Origin of the sequence: Pseudomonas sp. AS2.8 (genome assembly GCF_014190935.1) — a bacterium.
GTDB lineage: Bacteria > Pseudomonadota > Gammaproteobacteria > Pseudomonadales > Pseudomonadaceae > Chryseomonas.
This window is the reverse complement of sequence record NZ_JACHVV010000001.1, coordinates 945,945-961,074: the sequence shown is the minus strand read 5'-3', so window position 1 is coordinate 961,074 and position 15,130 is coordinate 945,945. Positions and strand designations below refer to the sequence as shown.

Sequence of the window (15,130 nt, the reverse complement as noted above, 5' to 3'; positions counted from 1 at the left end):
ACGGCTTTATCGTCGAAGCCCAACAATGCAGGTGTGGCCAAGGCAACGTTGGGCTCCGGTGCCCTCTCCCGCAAGGAGAGGGGCGATCCGAGCAGGACGTAGGTTGGGTTGAGACGGCCTTATCGTCGAAGCCCAACAATGCGGCGCGACCGGAGCAATGTTGGGCTTCGCTGCGCTCAACCCAACCTACGGTGCTGGCCCCAGCGCTCTCTCCTGCAGGGAGAAGGAACGATCCGAGCAGGACGTAGGTTGGGTTGAGACGGCTTTATCGTCGAAGCCCAACAATACGGGCGCGGCCGGGGCAACGTTGGGCTTCGCTGCGCTCAGCCCAACCTACGGCGCCGACAGGAAGGCATCAGCCCTTCTTGAGCTTCTTCAGGCGCTTCTTCGACTTGTCGATGACTTCCTTGCGCTCGCGGTCCTTCAGCTCCTTCCAGCCCTTGATCTCTGAGCGTTTGCGGCCACATCCCTGGCAGACTTCGTCCTTGATCTTGCACTGGCTGATGCAGGGACTTTCGACCTTACCCACGGCAACCTCGGAAATGAAAAAGGCCCTGCAGTATAACCACTGCAGGGCCCTGTCCAGCGCCATCCGGCAGGATGGCGGGCTATGGAGGCGATTTAGAAAACCGCTTGAACCTTCAGGCCGCCCACCACGGCATTGTCGACTTCACGCACGCCACCCGGGCTCTTGATGTACTGGATGTTGGGGCGCACGGTCAGCCAGTTGGTCACGTGCACGCCGTAGTAGAGCTCGGCGTCGTACTCGTTGTGCTGCAGGGGCGTGTAGGCCGGATCATCGTAGTCGGTGGCACCGGCGGCCTGGTTGAGGGCGCGCTGGTTGTCGCGGAAGTCGCTGTTGGTGCTGATGCGCGCGACGCCGAAGCCGATGTCATCCTTGGGACGACCGTCGAAGGGACCCTTGTACACCAGGCCGGCCTGGACGTAGTTGCTGACCTTGTTGACGTCCTTGGCATGGGCGGTGAAGTTGGCGAAGACCGACAGGCCGCGACTCGGGTCATCGTTGTGCGCGGTGATCTGCTGACGCGCCACGATCCAGTAGCCGTGCTTGCTGGAGTGCTCCTTGTAATCCAGCCCGGTGAGGGCGGCGGAGTTGCCGTTGACGTCTTCGTAGACATCGTTGGCATCGGCGGTGCTGTAGTAATAGCCGACGCGGTATTCGCCCGGCAGGCCGTTGACCTTGGGCGACCAGACCATTTCCACCGGCAGGACCGCACCCTTGGTGCCGCTGCCGTTGAGCTTGAAGCCGTTGCCGGTTTCCAGCAGCGACGGATTCTGCTCGTAGGCGCCGACCTGGACGAACAGCTCGGGGGTCAGGGCGTACTTGACACGCAGGGCCCACTGGCTGACCGGCCAGTTGTACCAGACGCCTTCCCAGTTGCCGACCTGGGAGCCGCAGAACGCCAGGTTCTGGAAGTCGCACTCGAAGGAGTTGAAGTCCTCGCCTTCGCCGAAGCGACCGGCCTTGATGTCCAGGCGACCATCGAAGAAGCCCTTGGACAGCCACAGCTGGGTCAGACGCCAGGTCTGGCCACGGCCATAGACTTCCTGCACCGAGGAGTAGCCGCCGACACGCGGATCGGTGATGCGGTCGTCGGTCAGGTTGCGGCCGTCACGGGAGGTGATGGCCAGCTTGAACACCGAATTCTCCCAACCGGCGATCTTGTTCATGTCGCCCCAGAGGCCAAACATGTACTGGGAGCTCCAGCGCCCGGTGCGGTCGTCGTCGTAGCCGCCACGCAGGTTGGTCGCACCCTCGCCGACGTATTCGAGCTTGATGTCCCAGCCCTTGTCGCGCAGGTCCTTGCGCACGCCGCCCCAGTCACCGGTCATGGTGTTGCCCAGCGGCTCGAAGGCGGCCTCGGTGTTGTTGACGCCACTGAAGTTGCCACCCGGATTGGCCTGAGGCGCCGCCTGGGCACCCGCGGCGACCGCCAGGGCCAGCAGCGACACCAGGGGCAGTGCGCGCCCCGGACGATTCTTGTGGTTTTGCTTGTTCATTACTGAGATCCCTTTTTATTGAAGTGATGACACCTCGGGGGCCCGAAACCCGCGTCTCTAATACTTACGGCAGGACGTTGAGGACTTCGTAACAGGCACCCATGGTGTGGTAGTCGACCTTGCCGGCCGGACTCTTGTCGTCGGAGTACTTGTGGTTCCGACGGTCGAGTAGGCGCCACCACGCGCCGTGCTCGTGATCGATGAAATGCGTCCAGCTGTAGCGCCAGAGCGCCTCATAGTGTTGCCAGTAGCGGGCCTCGCCACTGCGCTCCGCGAGCAGCGCCGCGGCGGCCAGGGCCTCGGCCTGCACCCAGAAGTACTTGTCCGGATCGCAGGGCGAGCCATCCGGGGCGAAGCCGTAGTAGAGACCGCCGTCCTCGCTATCCCAGCTCAGGCGCCAGGAGACATCGAACAGCGCCTGGGCGCGCGGCAGCAGCCAGGGCTGGGGGCGATGGCGTTCGAGGATCAGCAGCAGCTTGGCCCATTCGATCTGGTGCCCCGGCTGGAAACCCCAGGGCCGGAACAGGTTGGCCGGATCGTCGCGGTTGTAGTCCCAGTCGATGGACCAGTCGCTGTGGTAGTGCTCCCAGACCAGCCCGCCGGGGACCTCGTCGGCCACCCCGCCCTGCCCCAGGGTCAGCGCGGCCTGGCGCTGGGTCATGTTGCGCGCCAGGGTCTCGGCGCGGTCCAGGTAGCGCACCTCGCCGCTGGCTTCGAAGGCGGCCAGCAGGGCTTCGCAGGCGTGCATGTTGGCGTTCTGGCCGCGATACGGCGCCACGGTCTGCCAGTCGGCGCTGATCTCGTCGACATAGAGGCCATCGGCTTCGCGCCAGAAGTGGGTCTCCAGGGATTCCCAGGCCTCGCTCAGCCAGCCGCGCGCTTCCTCGATGCCCGCCTGCAGGCCGTGGGCATAGGCCAGCACCACGAAGGCCAGGCCATAGCAGTGATTGGTGCCATCCACCACGCTGTCGCCATCGAGCAGCCAGGCGTAGCCGCCGTTGGCCTGGCGATGCCGCTCGCGCAGGTATCTCAGGCCGTGGCGGGTCGCTTCCAGAAAGGCCGGATCGCCATAGTGCCGGTAGGCCATGGCGAAATCGAAAACGAAGCGGGTGCTTGAGACCAGATGGCGGGTCTGGCGATCGTAGACCGTGCCGTCGTCCTTGAAGAAGTGATAGAAGCCGCCTTGCGGATCGACACAGCGGGGATGATAGAACGCCAGGGTGTGGCGGACGTGCTCCAGCAGGGTGTCGCGACGACGAAAATCGGGGAAGTCCATCGGGTTTCCTTGGCGGCTATTGTTGTTGTGGGAAAGCGGTCTAGTGGGGGCTCACCTGCAGCAGGGCTTCGACGTCGGCACGGGTCGGCGCATAGGCGCCGGCATGGCGGCAGGACACCGAGGCACTGGCCGCGGCGAATCTCAGGCGCTGCTGCAGATCGGTCAGGCCCAGCAGGCCGGAGGCCAGCCAGCCGGCCATGCAGGCGTCGCCGGCACCCACGGTATCGGCCACGTCCACGGCGATGGCGGCCTGTTGCCACTCGCCTTCCGGCGTATAGAGCACCAGGCCGTGTTCGCCGCGGGTAAAGAGGATGCGGGCATGGGGATTGAGGGCGCGCAATTCGTCCAGCGCGGCGCGCTCGTCCAGGCCCGGATAGATCTGGCGGATGTCTTCGTCGGACAGCTTGATGTCGTCGGCCAGGCGTACCAGCTCGGGAAAGGTCTGCTGGCGATAGCGATCGTCCATCAGGTTGCGCCAGTTGGGATCGTAGCTCAGGCGCTTGCCGGCGGCCTTGGCCTGGCGGGCCATGTCCAGCAGGGTATCGGCCAGCGGATAGCGAGCCAGGCTGATGCAGCTGAAATGGCAGACCTCGGCGGCCTCCAGCCAGCCTTCGGGCAGCAGCGCCGGGTCGAACTGGAGATCGGCTTCGCCAGCGAAGAAATAGCGCGGCGGACGACTCGACGGCACGATGGCCACCAGCGGATCAGCGGCGACGCGCTGCAGGAAGCGGGTATCGAGGCCGGCGGTTTCCGACTGCCAGGCGATCTCGTCACCCAGGCCATCCTGGCTGATGGCGCCACCGAAGGCGCTTTCCACGCCCAGCCGGGCCAGGCCGCGCGCCACGTTCCAGGGGGCACCGCCCGGATAACCCCGCCATTCGCCAGGATTACCCTGGACGATGTCGGTGAGGGCTTCGCCAAAGACCACGACGCGGGGTAGTGCCATTGTTGTTCTCCTGTCTGTCACGGCGGCCGGAGGTGCGTCCCCTGGCCTCTGGTAGGGCCGCGACCCGAGGTCAGGCGCGGCGGCGGGCGGACCTTACCATTGCTGTAACGTTTCAGCCATGAGCGCTGCTCAAGAAAGTCGGCGACCGCTCGCAGGATCGAACAGCACCGCCCGTCGCGAATCGATCCGCCACAGCACCTGGTCGCCGGCCCGGGGTGCTTCGCCCGGAGCGACCCGGCAGCAGACCTTGGTGCCGTTCCACTCCGCGTACAACAGGGTGTCGGGACCGGTCGGCTCGACCACCTGGATCCGCGTCAGGATGCCTGGCACCGCGCTGTCCGTCGGATGCGCCGACTGGATCTGCTCGGGGCGTACCCCAAGGATAGCCTCTCGTCCCGCGAGCGCCGGATCCAGATCGGGCAAATCCACCTGGCTGTCACCGGTATCGCCGGTGACGCGGGCGACCACCCCGCCCTCGCGCGCTTCCAGGCGCACCGGCACGAAGTTCATCGGCGGCGAGCCGATGAAGCTGGCGACGAAGAGATTGGCCGGGTCATTGTAGATTTCCTCGGGGGTGCCGAATTGCTGCACCTCGCCATCCTTCATCACCGCGACGCGATCGCCCAGGGTCATGGCTTCGATCTGGTCATGGGTGACGTAGACGGTGGTGGTCTGCAGGCGCTGGTGCATCAGCTTGATCTCGGTGCGCATCTCCACCCGCAGCTTGGCGTCGAGGTTGGACAGCGGCTCGTCGAACAGATAGAGCTTGGGGCGGCGCGCCAGGGCGCGGCCCATGGCCACCCGCTGCTGCTGGCCACCGGAGAGCTGCGCCGGCTTGCGCTCGAGCAGGTGCTCGATCTGCAGCAGCTTGGCGACACGCGCCACCTCGGCGTCGATCTGCTCCCTGGGCGTCTTGCGGATCTTCAGGCCGAAGGCGATGTTCTCGCGCACGGTCATGGTCGGGTAGAGGGCGTAGGACTGGAACACCATGGCGATGTCTCTGTCCTTGGGCTCGACCTGGGTGACGTCCTCGCCGTCCAGGCAGATGGCGCCGCTGCTGATGTCTTCGAGGCCGGCGATGGCATTCATGAGGGTGGATTTGCCGCAGCCGGAGGGTCCCACCAGGATGAGGAACTGACCGGCGTCGATGCGGATGTCGATGCCCTTGAGGGCTTCCTGGGCGGCGTTGCCGTAGGTCTTGCGTACGCTTTTGAGTTCGAGAGCTGCCATGGTGGCCTTCCTTATCCTTTGACCACGCCCGAGGTCAGGCCCCGGACGAAATACTTGCCAGCGAAGATGTAGACCAGCAGCGTCGGCAGCGCGGCGATCATGGCGGCGGCCATGTCGACGTTGTATTCCTTGGCGCCGGTGCTGGTGTTGACCAGGTTGTTGAGGGCGACGGTGATGGGCTGCGACGAGCCGCTGGCGAACACCACGCCGAACAGGAAGTCGTTCCATACCTGGGTGAACTGCCAGATCAGGCTGACCATCACGATCGGCGTGGACAGCGGCAGCAGGATCTTGAAGAAGATGGTGAAGAAGCCCGCCCCGTCCAGCCGCGCCGCCTTGATCAGGGCATCGGGAATGCCCACGTAGTAGTTGCGAAAGAACAGCGTGGTGAAGGCCAGGCCATAGATCACGTGCACCAGCACCAGGCCGGCGGTGGTGTTGGCCAGGCCCAGCTGGCCGAGGGTGAAGGACATCGGCAGCAGGATCACCTGGAAGGGAATGAAGCAGCCGAACAGCAGCAGGCTGAACAGCAGATTCGAACCGCGGAACTGCCACTTCGACAGGGCGTAGCCGTTGAGCGCGCCAATGAAGGTGGAGATGAGCACCGCCGGGACGGTGATCATGAAGGAGTTCCAGAAGTAGCTGTGCACCACGTCCCAGGCCTTGAGCCAGCCGATGATCGTCCAGTCCAGGGGCAGGCTCAGCAGGTTGCCGGTGCGGACGTCGTCCGGGGTCTTGAAGCTGGTCAGCAGCATCACCAGCAGCGGCACCAGATAGACCGCGCAGGCGATGATCAGGGTGGCGTGGATGGCCACGCGATTGACGTTCAGAGCCTTAGCCATTTCGCTTGCTCCGCAGTTCCGAGTAGAGGTAGGGCACCAGCACCGCCAGCACCGCGCCGAGCATCAGCACCGCACTGGCCGAACCCAGGCCCATCTGGCCGCGGGTGAAGGTGTGCTGGTACATGAACACCGCCGGCAGGTCCGAGGCGTAGCCGGGGCCGCCCGCGGTCATGGCCATCACCAGGTCGAAGCTCTTGATGGCGATGTGGGCGAGGATCATCACCGCGCTGAAGAACACCGGCCGCAGGCTGGGCAGGACGATGCGCAGGTAGATGGTCGGCAGCCCCGCCCCGTCGACCTGGGCGGCTCTGAGGATGGAGGAATCCACGCCGCGCAGCCCGGCGAGGAACATGGCCATGACGAAGCCCGAGGCCTGCCAGAGGGCGGCGATCAGCAGGCAGTAGATGACCCGGTCGGGATCCACCAGCCAGTCGAAGCGAAAGCCCTCCCAGCCCCAGTCGCGCAAGAGCTTGTCCAGCCCCATGCCGGGGTTGAGCAGCCACTTCCAAGCGGTGCCGGTAACGATCATCGACAGCGCCATGGGGTAGAGGTAGATGGTGCGGATGAAGCCTTCGCGGCGGATGCGCTGGTCCAGCAGGATGGCGAAGAAGACACCGATGGCCAGGCTCAGCAGGATGAACAGGCCGCCAAAGATCGCCAGGTTCTTGCAGGCCACCAGCCAGCGATCGTTTTCCAGCAGCCGCGCGTACTGGGCGAAGCCGGCGAAAGTGTAGCTGGGCAGGAAGCGCGAATTGGTAAAGGAAATCACCGCCGTCCACAGCATGTAGCCATAAAGGCAGACGACCATGGCGATGGCCGTGGGCGCCAGCACCAGCTTGGGCAGCAGACGCTGCAGCCGGTCCGGACGTCGACTGACGGTCGCGACGGGAAGGGTTTCGGTAAGAGCCATGGGGCGCTCCCAAGGGGTGGTATTATTTGGGCTTTGGGTGCCTGAGTGATCGCGACCATGGGCCGCTCCTACAGGTCGATTTTTAGCTGTAGGAGCGGCCGCAGCGGCGGACCGTCATGGCCGCGATTGGCCTTACTTCGCGGCCTGGATGGCGGCGACCAGTTGCTCGGTGGCCTTCTTCGGATCGGCGTTGGCGTCGTTGAAGAAGTTGGTCACCACGTCGAAGATCGCACCCTGCACATAGCTGGTGTTGGCCATGCTGTGCGCCATGCTCGGCTCGGCCTTGCCCTCGGCGTTGGCCGCCTGGAAGTCCTTGGCAGACTGCTGGGCGCAGCTGTCGAACTTGGCCAGGTCGATGTCGTTGCGCACCGGGATGGAGCCCTTGTTAAGGTTGAAGACCTCCTGGAAGGGCTTGTCGATGACGGTGCGAACCAGGTCGTCCTGGGCCTTCTGGTTGTCCTTGTTCTTGATCTTGAACATGGCCAGGGAGTCGATGTTGTAGATGAAGTCGCCCTGGGTGCCCGGCATCACCACGCACTCGTAGTCGACGCCCGGCTTCTTGCCGGCAGCGGTGAATTCGGCCTTGGCCCAGTCACCCATGATCTGCATGCCCGCCTTGCCCTCGATGACCATGGCGGTGGCCAGGTTCCAGTCGCGACCGGCGGCGTTGGGATCGACATAGCCCTTGATGCGCTTGAAGGTCTTGAACACCTCGACCATCTTGTCGCTGCGGATGGTGTCGGCATCGGTCTGCACGAAGACCTTGTCGTAGCCTTGCGGACCCATGATGGCCATGACCAGGGATTCGAAGATGGTGCCGTCCTGCCAGTTCTGGCCGCCATGGGCCAGGGGCACGACGCCGGCGGCCTTGAGCTTGTCGGCGGCCTCGAAGAATTCGTCCAGGGTGGTGGGGACCTTGGCGCCGGCCTTCTTGAAGACGGCGGGGTTGATCCACAGCCAGTTGATGCGGTGGATGCCGGCCGGCACCGCGACGTATTCGCCATCGTGCTGCATGGTCTGGGCCACGCGCTTGGGCAGGATGGTGTCCCAGTTGCCCTGCTTGGCGATGTCGCTGATGTTGGCCAGGAAGCCCATGCTGGCCCATTCCTGGATGTCCGGGCCCTTGAGCTGGGCAGCGGACGGCGGATTGCCGGAGACGGCGCGGGTCTTGAGCACGGTCATGGCGGCCTCGCCGGCGCCACCGGCCACGGCGAAGTCCTTCCAGGTATCGCCCTGCTTCTGCATCAGTTGCTTGAGGACATCGACGGCGCGAGCCTCGCCACCGGAGGTCCACCAGTGCAGCACCTCGACCTCACCGGCATGGGCGGTCAGGGGGGCGGCGAGCGCGGCGCAGGAAAGGGAAACGGCGAGAGCGAGACGATTCAACGCATTCATGAGGGGGTCGTTCCTTGTTGTTTTTTTATTGGAGCTGGGCCGAGTCTAGTCAGACGACTGCAGCCGTGGGTAACGAAGGGAAGGAGATTTGTCACGGGCTGGTGACATAGCGCAGGAGTCAGAGCGGTGAGAAAACGTAGCGAGCGGTTGGCAGGCGGGCGCGCGCGGCGTGCAGGAACCGCAGTGTACAAGCGGTACATGAGGATTCCGAGCACTGCACGCGCCTGCCTGGCGGACGCGCAGTAGTTTTATCAGCCGCTCTGACCTAGCTGCGCGGCAGGGTCAGGGTGACCCGCAGACCGCCCTCGCGGCGGTTGCGCAGCTCCACCTCGCCACCATGGGCATGGGCCAGGTTGCGGGCGATGCCCAGGCCGAGGCCGTAGCCATGGCGGTCGGTAGCCAGGCGGACATGGGGCTGGAACACCTGCTCCAGCTCCTGCTCCGGCACCCCCGGTCCTTCGTCGTCGACATGCAGGACGAAGGCCTGGCCGTCGTCTTCCACCTGCAGGTGGGCGCGATAGCCATACTTGAGGGCGTTGTCCAGCAGGTTGCCGATGCAGCGCTTGAGCGCCAGCGGCTTGCCCAGCAGGGTGCCCCGGGCTTGTCCGGTGAGGCGCACCCGTGGAGGCTGCTCCTGGGTGAAGGGCTCCACCAGCTGTTCCAGCAGCGCCTGCAGGTCGACCGGCTCCAGGTTCTCGTGGATGTCGGTGTCCTTGACGCACTGCAGCGCACCCTTGACCAGCAGGTCCAGCTCGTCCAGATCGCGCACCAGCTTGGCCTGCATCACCTCGTCGTCCACCAGTTCGGCGCGCAGGCGCAACCGGGTGATGGGCGTGCGCAGGTCGTGGGAGATAGCGCTGAACAGCTGGGCGCGCTCGTCCAGGTAGCGGGCGATGCGTTCACGCATGGCATTGAAGGCGCGGGTGACCTCGCGGATCTCCTGGGCGCCCTCCTCGCGCACCGGTGGCGTATGGACCTCCAGCGACAGCTCCCGCGCGGCACGCGACAGCCGCTTGAGCGGGCGACTCTGCCAGCGGATCAGCAGGCCGATGAACAGCAGCAGGAAGGCGCTGCTGAAGACCATGAACAGCAGTTGCTGCAACGGCAGCCAGGACTCGTCCAGACTGTAGTAGGGCGCTGGCATCAGGGTGGCGAGATAGACCCACTCCCCTTCGCCGATGCGGATCTGGGTCACCAGCACCGGCGGCTCCAGCGGCTCCAGACTCAGGGCATAGTGCGCCCAGGAGCGCGGCAGTTCGTCGAGCGCCACGGCGCCGTTGAACAGCCGCAACTGCTGCGGACCGATGAATTCGACGTACATGGGCATGGCCGCGCCCAGGCGTTCGCGCAGCACCGCCTCGACGCCCTGGAGCACCGCCCGGCGGCCGGGGGTGTCCGGCAGCGCCTGCATGGTCAGCGGCTTTTCGTTGAGCGAGACGAAGAAGCGCGTGCCGCCCATGTTGCGCAACTGCTCCAGCACCAGCGGCCGATAGGCCGGCGGCAGCAGGCTGAAATAACGCACGCTGGCGGCGATGGAATAGCCCAGGCTGCGGGCGGCGGTCTGCAGGCCCTGGTTGCGGTCGCTGCGAAGAGAGGCCGACCAGAACAGCGCCGAGGCGCCCTGGGCCAGGAGCACCGCCAGCAGGGTCAGCAGCAGCATCCGCGCCAGCAGGGAGCGCGGCACCAGCCGCGCGAGTGGACCGCTACACCGCATCGGCGACCAGTCCGCTGACCTCGGCGGCGAGCAGGTAGCCGGAACCGCGCACGGTGCGGATCAGCCGCGGCGACTTGCCGGTGTCCCTCAGGCGCTGGCGCAGGCGACTCACCGCCATGTCGACGATGCGCTCCAGCGGCAGCACCTCGCGACCGCGGGTGGCATTGGCGATGGTGTCGCGATCGAGGATCTGCTGGGGATGGTCGAGAAACAGCTTGAGCAGGGTGAAATCGGCGCCGGAGAGGATGACCTCCTCGCCATCGCGATGGAACAGCCGGTGGCTGACCGGATCCAGGCGCCAGTCGTCGAAGGTCAGCAGACCGGTGGCCGCCGGGCGCGTCTCGCCGAAGCCGGCCCGGCGCAGCAGCGCCTTGATGCGCGCCAGCAATTCGCGCGGACTGAAGGGCTTGCCCAGGTAGTCGTCGGCGCCCAGTTCCAGGCCGATGACCCGATCCGCCTCGTCGGAACTGGCGGTGAGCATGATGATGGGCACCTGGCGGCAACTGGATTGCTCGCGCATCCAGCGGCAGAGGGCGAAGCCGTCTTCGCCGGGGAGCATGACGTCGAGGATCAGCAGATCGGGGACGAAGTCGCCCAGCGCCCGGCGCAACTCGCGGCCATCGCCGACGGCGCGCACCAGATAGCCGGCACGGGTGAGATAGGCGTCGAGAAGCTCACGGATTTCCCCGTCGTCGTCGACGACCAGGAGGGATTTGCCCAGGGTGGACATGGCGATGTTCGCTCTTGTTGTTCTGGCCAGGGGCCAGCTACCGGTAGTGCCGGCAGCATACCGGGGTCGGGCGACCTTGAGTAGTCGCCCGACCCCGGGGTGGATCAGGCCTGCCGGGCCTCGGCGATGGTCTGATCCAGGGCGACGCCGGCACCGAACAGCCCCGGATACTCGGCGGTCACCAGCCAGGCCGGGATGTCCTTGAGGTAGGCGCTGCTGGTCTTGCCCTTGTCGGCGAAGGCATGGGCGAAGGCGCCATTCTGGAAGCGCTCGACGAAGCGCGGCAGGATGCCGCCGGCGATGTAGACGCCACCCAGGGCGCCCAGGGTCAGGGCCGCGTTGCCGGCAACCCGCGCCAGCCAGATGAAGAACTGCTCCAGCACCGCATCCGCATAGGCATCGCCCTTGAGCGCCAGCTCGCAGATGTCCGCCGCGCTATGCAGGGCGGCGGTCCGGCCGTCCAGTTCGCAACTCGCGTGATAGAGGTTGACCAGGCCGCTGCCGGACACCACGCGCTCGGCGGAGACGTGATTGCCGAACTGGCGCTTGAGGATCTTCCAGATATCGAATTCGCGCTGGGTGTTGATCGGCAGGTCGACGTGACCGCCCTCGCTCGGCAGCACGATCCAGCGATCCTTGCCACTGGGTACCAGGCTGGCGAGACCCAGGCCGGTGCCCGGCCCGATCACCAGGCGCGGGCGGGTCGGCAAGGCGATGCCGTCGCGCACCTGGACGGAGTCCGCCGGATCCAGGCGGGCGATCGCCCAGGCCATGGAGGTGAAGTCGTTGATCAGCAGCAGATGGGTCAGGCCCAGCTCGCGGCAGAACTGCTCGCGCTTGATGACCCAGTGATTGTTGGTGAAGCGGAAGTCACCCTCGCCCACCGGGCCCGCACAGGCGAGGCACACGGCGGTGATGTCATCCAGCGCCACGCCGGTCTGCGCCAGGTACTTGCGCACGGCGTCTTCCGGACAGGCGTAATCCGCACAGGCGAAGACCTCGATGGCCTCCAGGCGACCGTCGCGCCACAGGGCGAAGCGGGCATTGGTGCCCCCGATGTCGCCAACCAAAGCCAAACTCATTTCAGCGCCTCCAGGCTGGAAGTGAATGCACTGGCACCCGATTCGGCCGTGCTCATGGCGCCGCGCATGAAGGCGAACAACTCACGACCACAGCCTACCCCGGTGCCCTGGGGCGCTTCGACCGCCTCGCGGGCCATCCATTCGTCCGCCGGGACCAGAATCTTCAGATCTCCGGTACGCCCATCGACGCGGATGAGATCGCCGTCACAGACCTTGGCCAGCGGACCGCCGTCGATGGCTTCCGGACAGACGTGGATCGCTGCCGGGACCTTGCCCGAGGCACCGGACATGCGGCCGTCGGTGACCAGCGCCACCTTGAAACCGCGATCCTGCAGCACGCCGAGGTAGGGGGTGAGCTTGTGCAGCTCGGGCATGCCCAGGGCCTTGGGTCCCTGGAAACGAACCACCGCGACGAAGTCGCGTTCCAGTTCGCCGGCCTTGAAGGCGGCCGCCATTTCGCTCTGGTCATGGAAGACCCGCGCCTGGGCTTCCACAACCTGGTGCTTGGGCGCCACGGCCGACACCTTCATCACGCCACGCCCGAGGTTGCCCTGCATGACACGCAGGCCACCCTCCTCGTTGAACGGGCGGCTGGCCGGACGCAAGATGTCTTCGTCCAGGCTCTCGGCCCGGCCGGTGCGCCATTCCAGCTTGCCGTCCACCAGGAAGGGTTCCTGCAGGTAGCGCGACAGGCCGCGGCCCATAATGGTGTTGACGTCTTCGTGCAGCAGCCCGGCTTCGAGCAGGGTGTGCACCATGAAGTTGACCCCACCGGCGGCGTGGAAGTGGTTCACGTCGGCCTTGCCGTTGGGATAGACCTGCGCCAGGGTCGGGGTCACCGCCGAGATCTCGGCCATGTCGTCCCACGTCAGCTGGATGCCGGCGGCCTGGGCGATGGCCGGGATGTGCAGGGTGTGGTTGGTCGAGCCACCGGTGGCGCTCAGGGCCACCACCGAGTTGACGATGGACTTCTCGTCGACAATCTCGCCCAACGGCATGAAGTTGCCGCCCTGGTGGGTGATACGGGTCACCTGGCGCGCCGCCTCGCGGGTGAGTTCGTCACGCAGCGGGGTATAGGGATTGACGAAGGAGGAACCCGGCAGGTGCAGGCCCATGACCTCCATCACCACCTGGTTGGTGTTGGCGGTGCCATAGAAGGTACAGGTGCCGGGGCTGTGGTAGGACTTCATCTCCGACTCCAGCAGCTCTTCGCGGGTCGCCTTGCCCTCGGCGAAGGCCTGGCGCACGCGCGCCTTCTCCTTGTTGGAGATGCCCGATGGCATGGGGCCGCCCGGGACGAAGATCATCGGCAGATGGCCGAAGCGCAGCGCGCCGATCATCAGGCCAGGAATGATCTTGTCGCAGATGCCCAGCAGCAGCGCGGCGTCGAACATATTGTGCGACAGGGCCACGGCGGTGGACATGGCGATGACTTCGCGACTCGCAAGACTCAGCTCCATGCCGGCCTCGCCCTGGGTCACGCCATCGCACATGGCCGGTACGCCGCCGGCGAACTGACCGACGGAGCCGATCTCGCGCAGGGCCTGCTTGATCAGCTCCGGATAGTGCTCATAGGGCTGGTGAGCCGACAACATGTCGTTGTAGCTGGAAACGATGGCGACGTTGGCCTGGTCCATCAAACGGAGGCGCTGCTTATCCGTCGAGGATCCACACCCGGCGACGCCATGGGCGAAATTGGCGCATTGCAGCTTGCCGCGCTGCGGACCGTCGCTGGCGGCGGCCCGGATCATGGCGAGGTAACGCTCACGGGTCGGACGACTGCGTTCCACCAACCGCTGTGTGACTTCGAGGACGCGAGGATGCATGGTTTCGATTCTCCACCGGGCTAAATTTGTTGTTATTTAAAACATTCACAGCCAAATTGGCGCTATTATTCCGCTTAGCACGCGTCATGTGTAATGTTTTTTACAACAAAACCCAGCTATCGCGAGGTTTCTCTCAATGAGTATTCGTATTGCCATCAATGGTTTTGGACGCATCGGCCGCAACGTGCTGCGGGCGCTGTATACCGAGGGCTATCGCCAGGACCTGGAGGTCGTCGCGATCAACGACCTGGGCGACGCCGCCATCAATGCGCATCTCCTACAGTATGACAGCGTTCATGACCGCTTCCCTGCCGAGGTGTCCGTCGAGGGCGACAAGCTGGTGGTCAATGGCGACCGTATCGCCGTGACGGCCATCCGCAACCCGGCCGAGCTGCCGTGGAAGGACATGAAGATCGACGTGGTGTTCGAATGCACCGGTCTCTTCACCAACCGCGACAAGGCCGCCGCCCATCTGGAAGCCGGCGCCGCCAAGGTGATCATCTCGGCCCCGGGCAAGGACGTGGACGCCACCATCGTTTATGGCGTCAACGACAACATCCTGCGCCAGTCGCACCAGATCATCTCCAACGCCTCCTGCACCACCAACTGCCTGGCGCCGGTCGCCCAGGTGCTGCAGCGCGAGCTGGGTATCGAGAACGGTCTGATGACCACCATCCATGCCTACACCAACGACCAGAACCTGTCGGACGTCTACCACTCCGACCCCTTCCGGGCGCGTTCGGCCACCCAGTCGATGATCCCGACCAAGACCGGTGCCGCCGAGGCCGTGGGTCTGGTTCTGCCGGAGCTGCAAGGCAAGTTTAGCGGCATGGCGGTGCGCGTACCGACCATCAACGTGTCGCTGGTCGATTTGACCATCCTGACCGCCAAGGAAACCGACGCCAAGACCATCAACGCCTTCATGAAGGCCGCGGCCGAAGCCTCGCCGGTACTGGGCTACAACGACAAGCCGCTGGTCTCGATCGACTTCAACCACAACCGCCTGTCGTCGATCTTCGACGCCAACCACACCAAGGTGAGCGGCAAGCTGGTGAAGATCATGGCCTGGTACGACAACGAGTGGGGCTTCTCCAACCGGATGCTCGATACCTGCAAGGCGCTGGTCAACGCGCCGGCCTGAGGTCTGTAGGTCGTCC

Annotated in this window: 13 protein-coding genes and 1 other RNA gene; 1 reads left to right on the top strand and 13 read right to left on the bottom strand. The window is 65.2% G+C overall.

What is annotated here, in order from left to right:
- Positions 1–355: 355 nt before the first annotated feature.
- The 13 genes from FHR73_RS04365 to edd all read right to left on the bottom strand — a co-directional run bounded on the left by FHR73_RS04365 (position 356) and on the right by edd (position 13,973).
- Positions 356–529, bottom strand: coding sequence for a DUF1289 domain-containing protein (locus FHR73_RS04365; RefSeq protein WP_183629732.1), 174 nt, complete (start codon positions 527–529; stop codon positions 356–358).
- Between the two features lie 92 nt (positions 530–621).
- Complete coding sequence (locus tag FHR73_RS04360) at positions 622–2,022, bottom strand: carbohydrate porin (RefSeq protein WP_183629731.1); 1,401 nt, start codon at positions 2,020–2,022, stop codon at positions 622–624.
- 64 nt (positions 2,023–2,086) lie between these two features.
- Positions 2,087–3,298, bottom strand: a complete 1,212-nt coding sequence (locus FHR73_RS04355; RefSeq protein ID WP_183629730.1) for an AGE family epimerase/isomerase — start codon at positions 3,296–3,298, stop codon at positions 2,087–2,089.
- Between the two features lie 40 nt (positions 3,299–3,338).
- Positions 3,339–4,244: a carbohydrate kinase gene (locus FHR73_RS04350; protein WP_183629729.1), complete on the bottom strand. Its 906-nt coding sequence runs from the start codon at positions 4,242–4,244 to the stop codon at positions 3,339–3,341.
- 129 nt (positions 4,245–4,373) lie between these two features.
- Entirely contained in the window at positions 4,374–5,474 is a 1,101-nt protein-coding gene (locus FHR73_RS04345) for an ABC transporter ATP-binding protein (protein WP_183629728.1), read from the bottom strand.
- 11 nt (positions 5,475–5,485) lie between these two features.
- A complete protein-coding gene (locus FHR73_RS04340; RefSeq protein WP_007158674.1) occupies positions 5,486–6,316 on the bottom strand; it encodes a carbohydrate ABC transporter permease in 831 nt (276 codons plus the stop codon).
- Positions 6,309–7,226: a carbohydrate ABC transporter permease gene (locus FHR73_RS04335; RefSeq protein ID WP_044342564.1), complete on the bottom strand. Its 918-nt coding sequence runs from the start codon at positions 7,224–7,226 to the stop codon at positions 6,309–6,311. Before FHR73_RS04335 ends, FHR73_RS04340 begins: the two co-directional genes overlap by 8 nt.
- A gap of 132 nt (positions 7,227–7,358) precedes the next feature.
- Positions 7,359–8,621, bottom strand: coding sequence for an ABC transporter substrate-binding protein (locus FHR73_RS04330; RefSeq protein ID WP_183629727.1), 1,263 nt, complete (start codon positions 8,619–8,621; stop codon positions 7,359–7,361).
- A gap of 125 nt (positions 8,622–8,746) precedes the next feature.
- Positions 8,747–8,821: non-coding RNA, sX9 sRNA (locus tag FHR73_RS04325), on the bottom strand.
- 65 nt (positions 8,822–8,886) lie between these two features.
- The gene (locus FHR73_RS04320; protein WP_183629726.1) at positions 8,887–10,335 is read right to left on the bottom strand and encodes an ATP-binding protein; all 1,449 of its coding nucleotides are present in this window, start codon (positions 10,333–10,335) and stop codon (positions 8,887–8,889) included.
- Positions 10,325–11,065, bottom strand: a complete 741-nt coding sequence (locus FHR73_RS04315) for a response regulator (protein WP_007158678.1) — start codon at positions 11,063–11,065, stop codon at positions 10,325–10,327. The genes FHR73_RS04320 and FHR73_RS04315 overlap by 11 nt, the downstream gene beginning before the upstream one ends.
- A gap of 104 nt (positions 11,066–11,169) precedes the next feature.
- Entirely contained in the window at positions 11,170–12,147 is a 978-nt protein-coding gene (locus FHR73_RS04310) for a glucokinase (protein ID WP_145150421.1), read from the bottom strand.
- On the bottom strand, positions 12,144–13,973 hold the full coding sequence (gene edd / locus FHR73_RS04305; protein WP_183629725.1) for a phosphogluconate dehydratase: 1,830 nt from the start codon (positions 13,971–13,973) through the stop codon (positions 12,144–12,146). Before edd ends, FHR73_RS04310 begins: the two co-directional genes overlap by 4 nt.
- Positions 13,974–14,109: 136 nt before the next feature.
- Here edd and gap point away from each other — a divergent pair, with 136 nt between their 5' ends.
- Positions 14,110–15,114: a type I glyceraldehyde-3-phosphate dehydrogenase gene (gene gap, locus FHR73_RS04300; protein ID WP_183629724.1), complete on the top strand. Its 1,005-nt coding sequence runs from the start codon at positions 14,110–14,112 to the stop codon at positions 15,112–15,114.
- Positions 15,115–15,130 lie beyond the last annotated feature (16 nt).

Excerpts from the sequence above, each read along its gene's own strand:
- FHR73_RS04360 (WP_183629731.1), bottom strand. The coding sequence starts at position 2,022 with ATGAACAAGCAAAACCACAAGAATCGTCCGGGGCGCGCACTGCCCCTG.
- FHR73_RS04355 (WP_183629730.1), bottom strand. The coding sequence starts at position 3,298 with ATGGACTTCCCCGATTTTCGTCGTCGCGACACCCTGCTGGAGCACGTC.
- FHR73_RS04350 (WP_183629729.1), bottom strand. The coding sequence starts at position 4,244 with ATGGCACTACCCCGCGTCGTGGTCTTTGGCGAAGCCCTCACCGACATC.
- FHR73_RS04345 (WP_183629728.1), bottom strand. The coding sequence starts at position 5,474 with ATGGCAGCTCTCGAACTCAAAAGCGTACGCAAGACCTACGGCAACGCC.
- FHR73_RS04340 (WP_007158674.1), bottom strand. The coding sequence starts at position 6,316 with ATGGCTAAGGCTCTGAACGTCAATCGCGTGGCCATCCACGCCACCCTG.
- FHR73_RS04335 (WP_044342564.1), bottom strand. The coding sequence starts at position 7,226 with ATGGCTCTTACCGAAACCCTTCCCGTCGCGACCGTCAGTCGACGTCCG.
- FHR73_RS04330 (WP_183629727.1), bottom strand. The coding sequence starts at position 8,621 with ATGAATGCGTTGAATCGTCTCGCTCTCGCCGTTTCCCTTTCCTGCGCC.
- FHR73_RS04320 (WP_183629726.1), bottom strand. The coding sequence starts at position 10,335 with ATGCGGTGTAGCGGTCCACTCGCGCGGCTGGTGCCGCGCTCCCTGCTG.
- FHR73_RS04315 (WP_007158678.1), bottom strand. The coding sequence starts at position 11,065 with ATGTCCACCCTGGGCAAATCCCTCCTGGTCGTCGACGACGACGGGGAA.
- FHR73_RS04310 (WP_145150421.1), bottom strand. The coding sequence starts at position 12,147 with ATGAGTTTGGCTTTGGTTGGCGACATCGGGGGCACCAATGCCCGCTTC.
- edd (WP_183629725.1), bottom strand. The coding sequence starts at position 13,973 with ATGCATCCTCGCGTCCTCGAAGTCACACAGCGGTTGGTGGAACGCAGT.
- gap (WP_183629724.1), top strand. The coding sequence starts at position 14,110 with ATGAGTATTCGTATTGCCATCAATGGTTTTGGACGCATCGGCCGCAAC.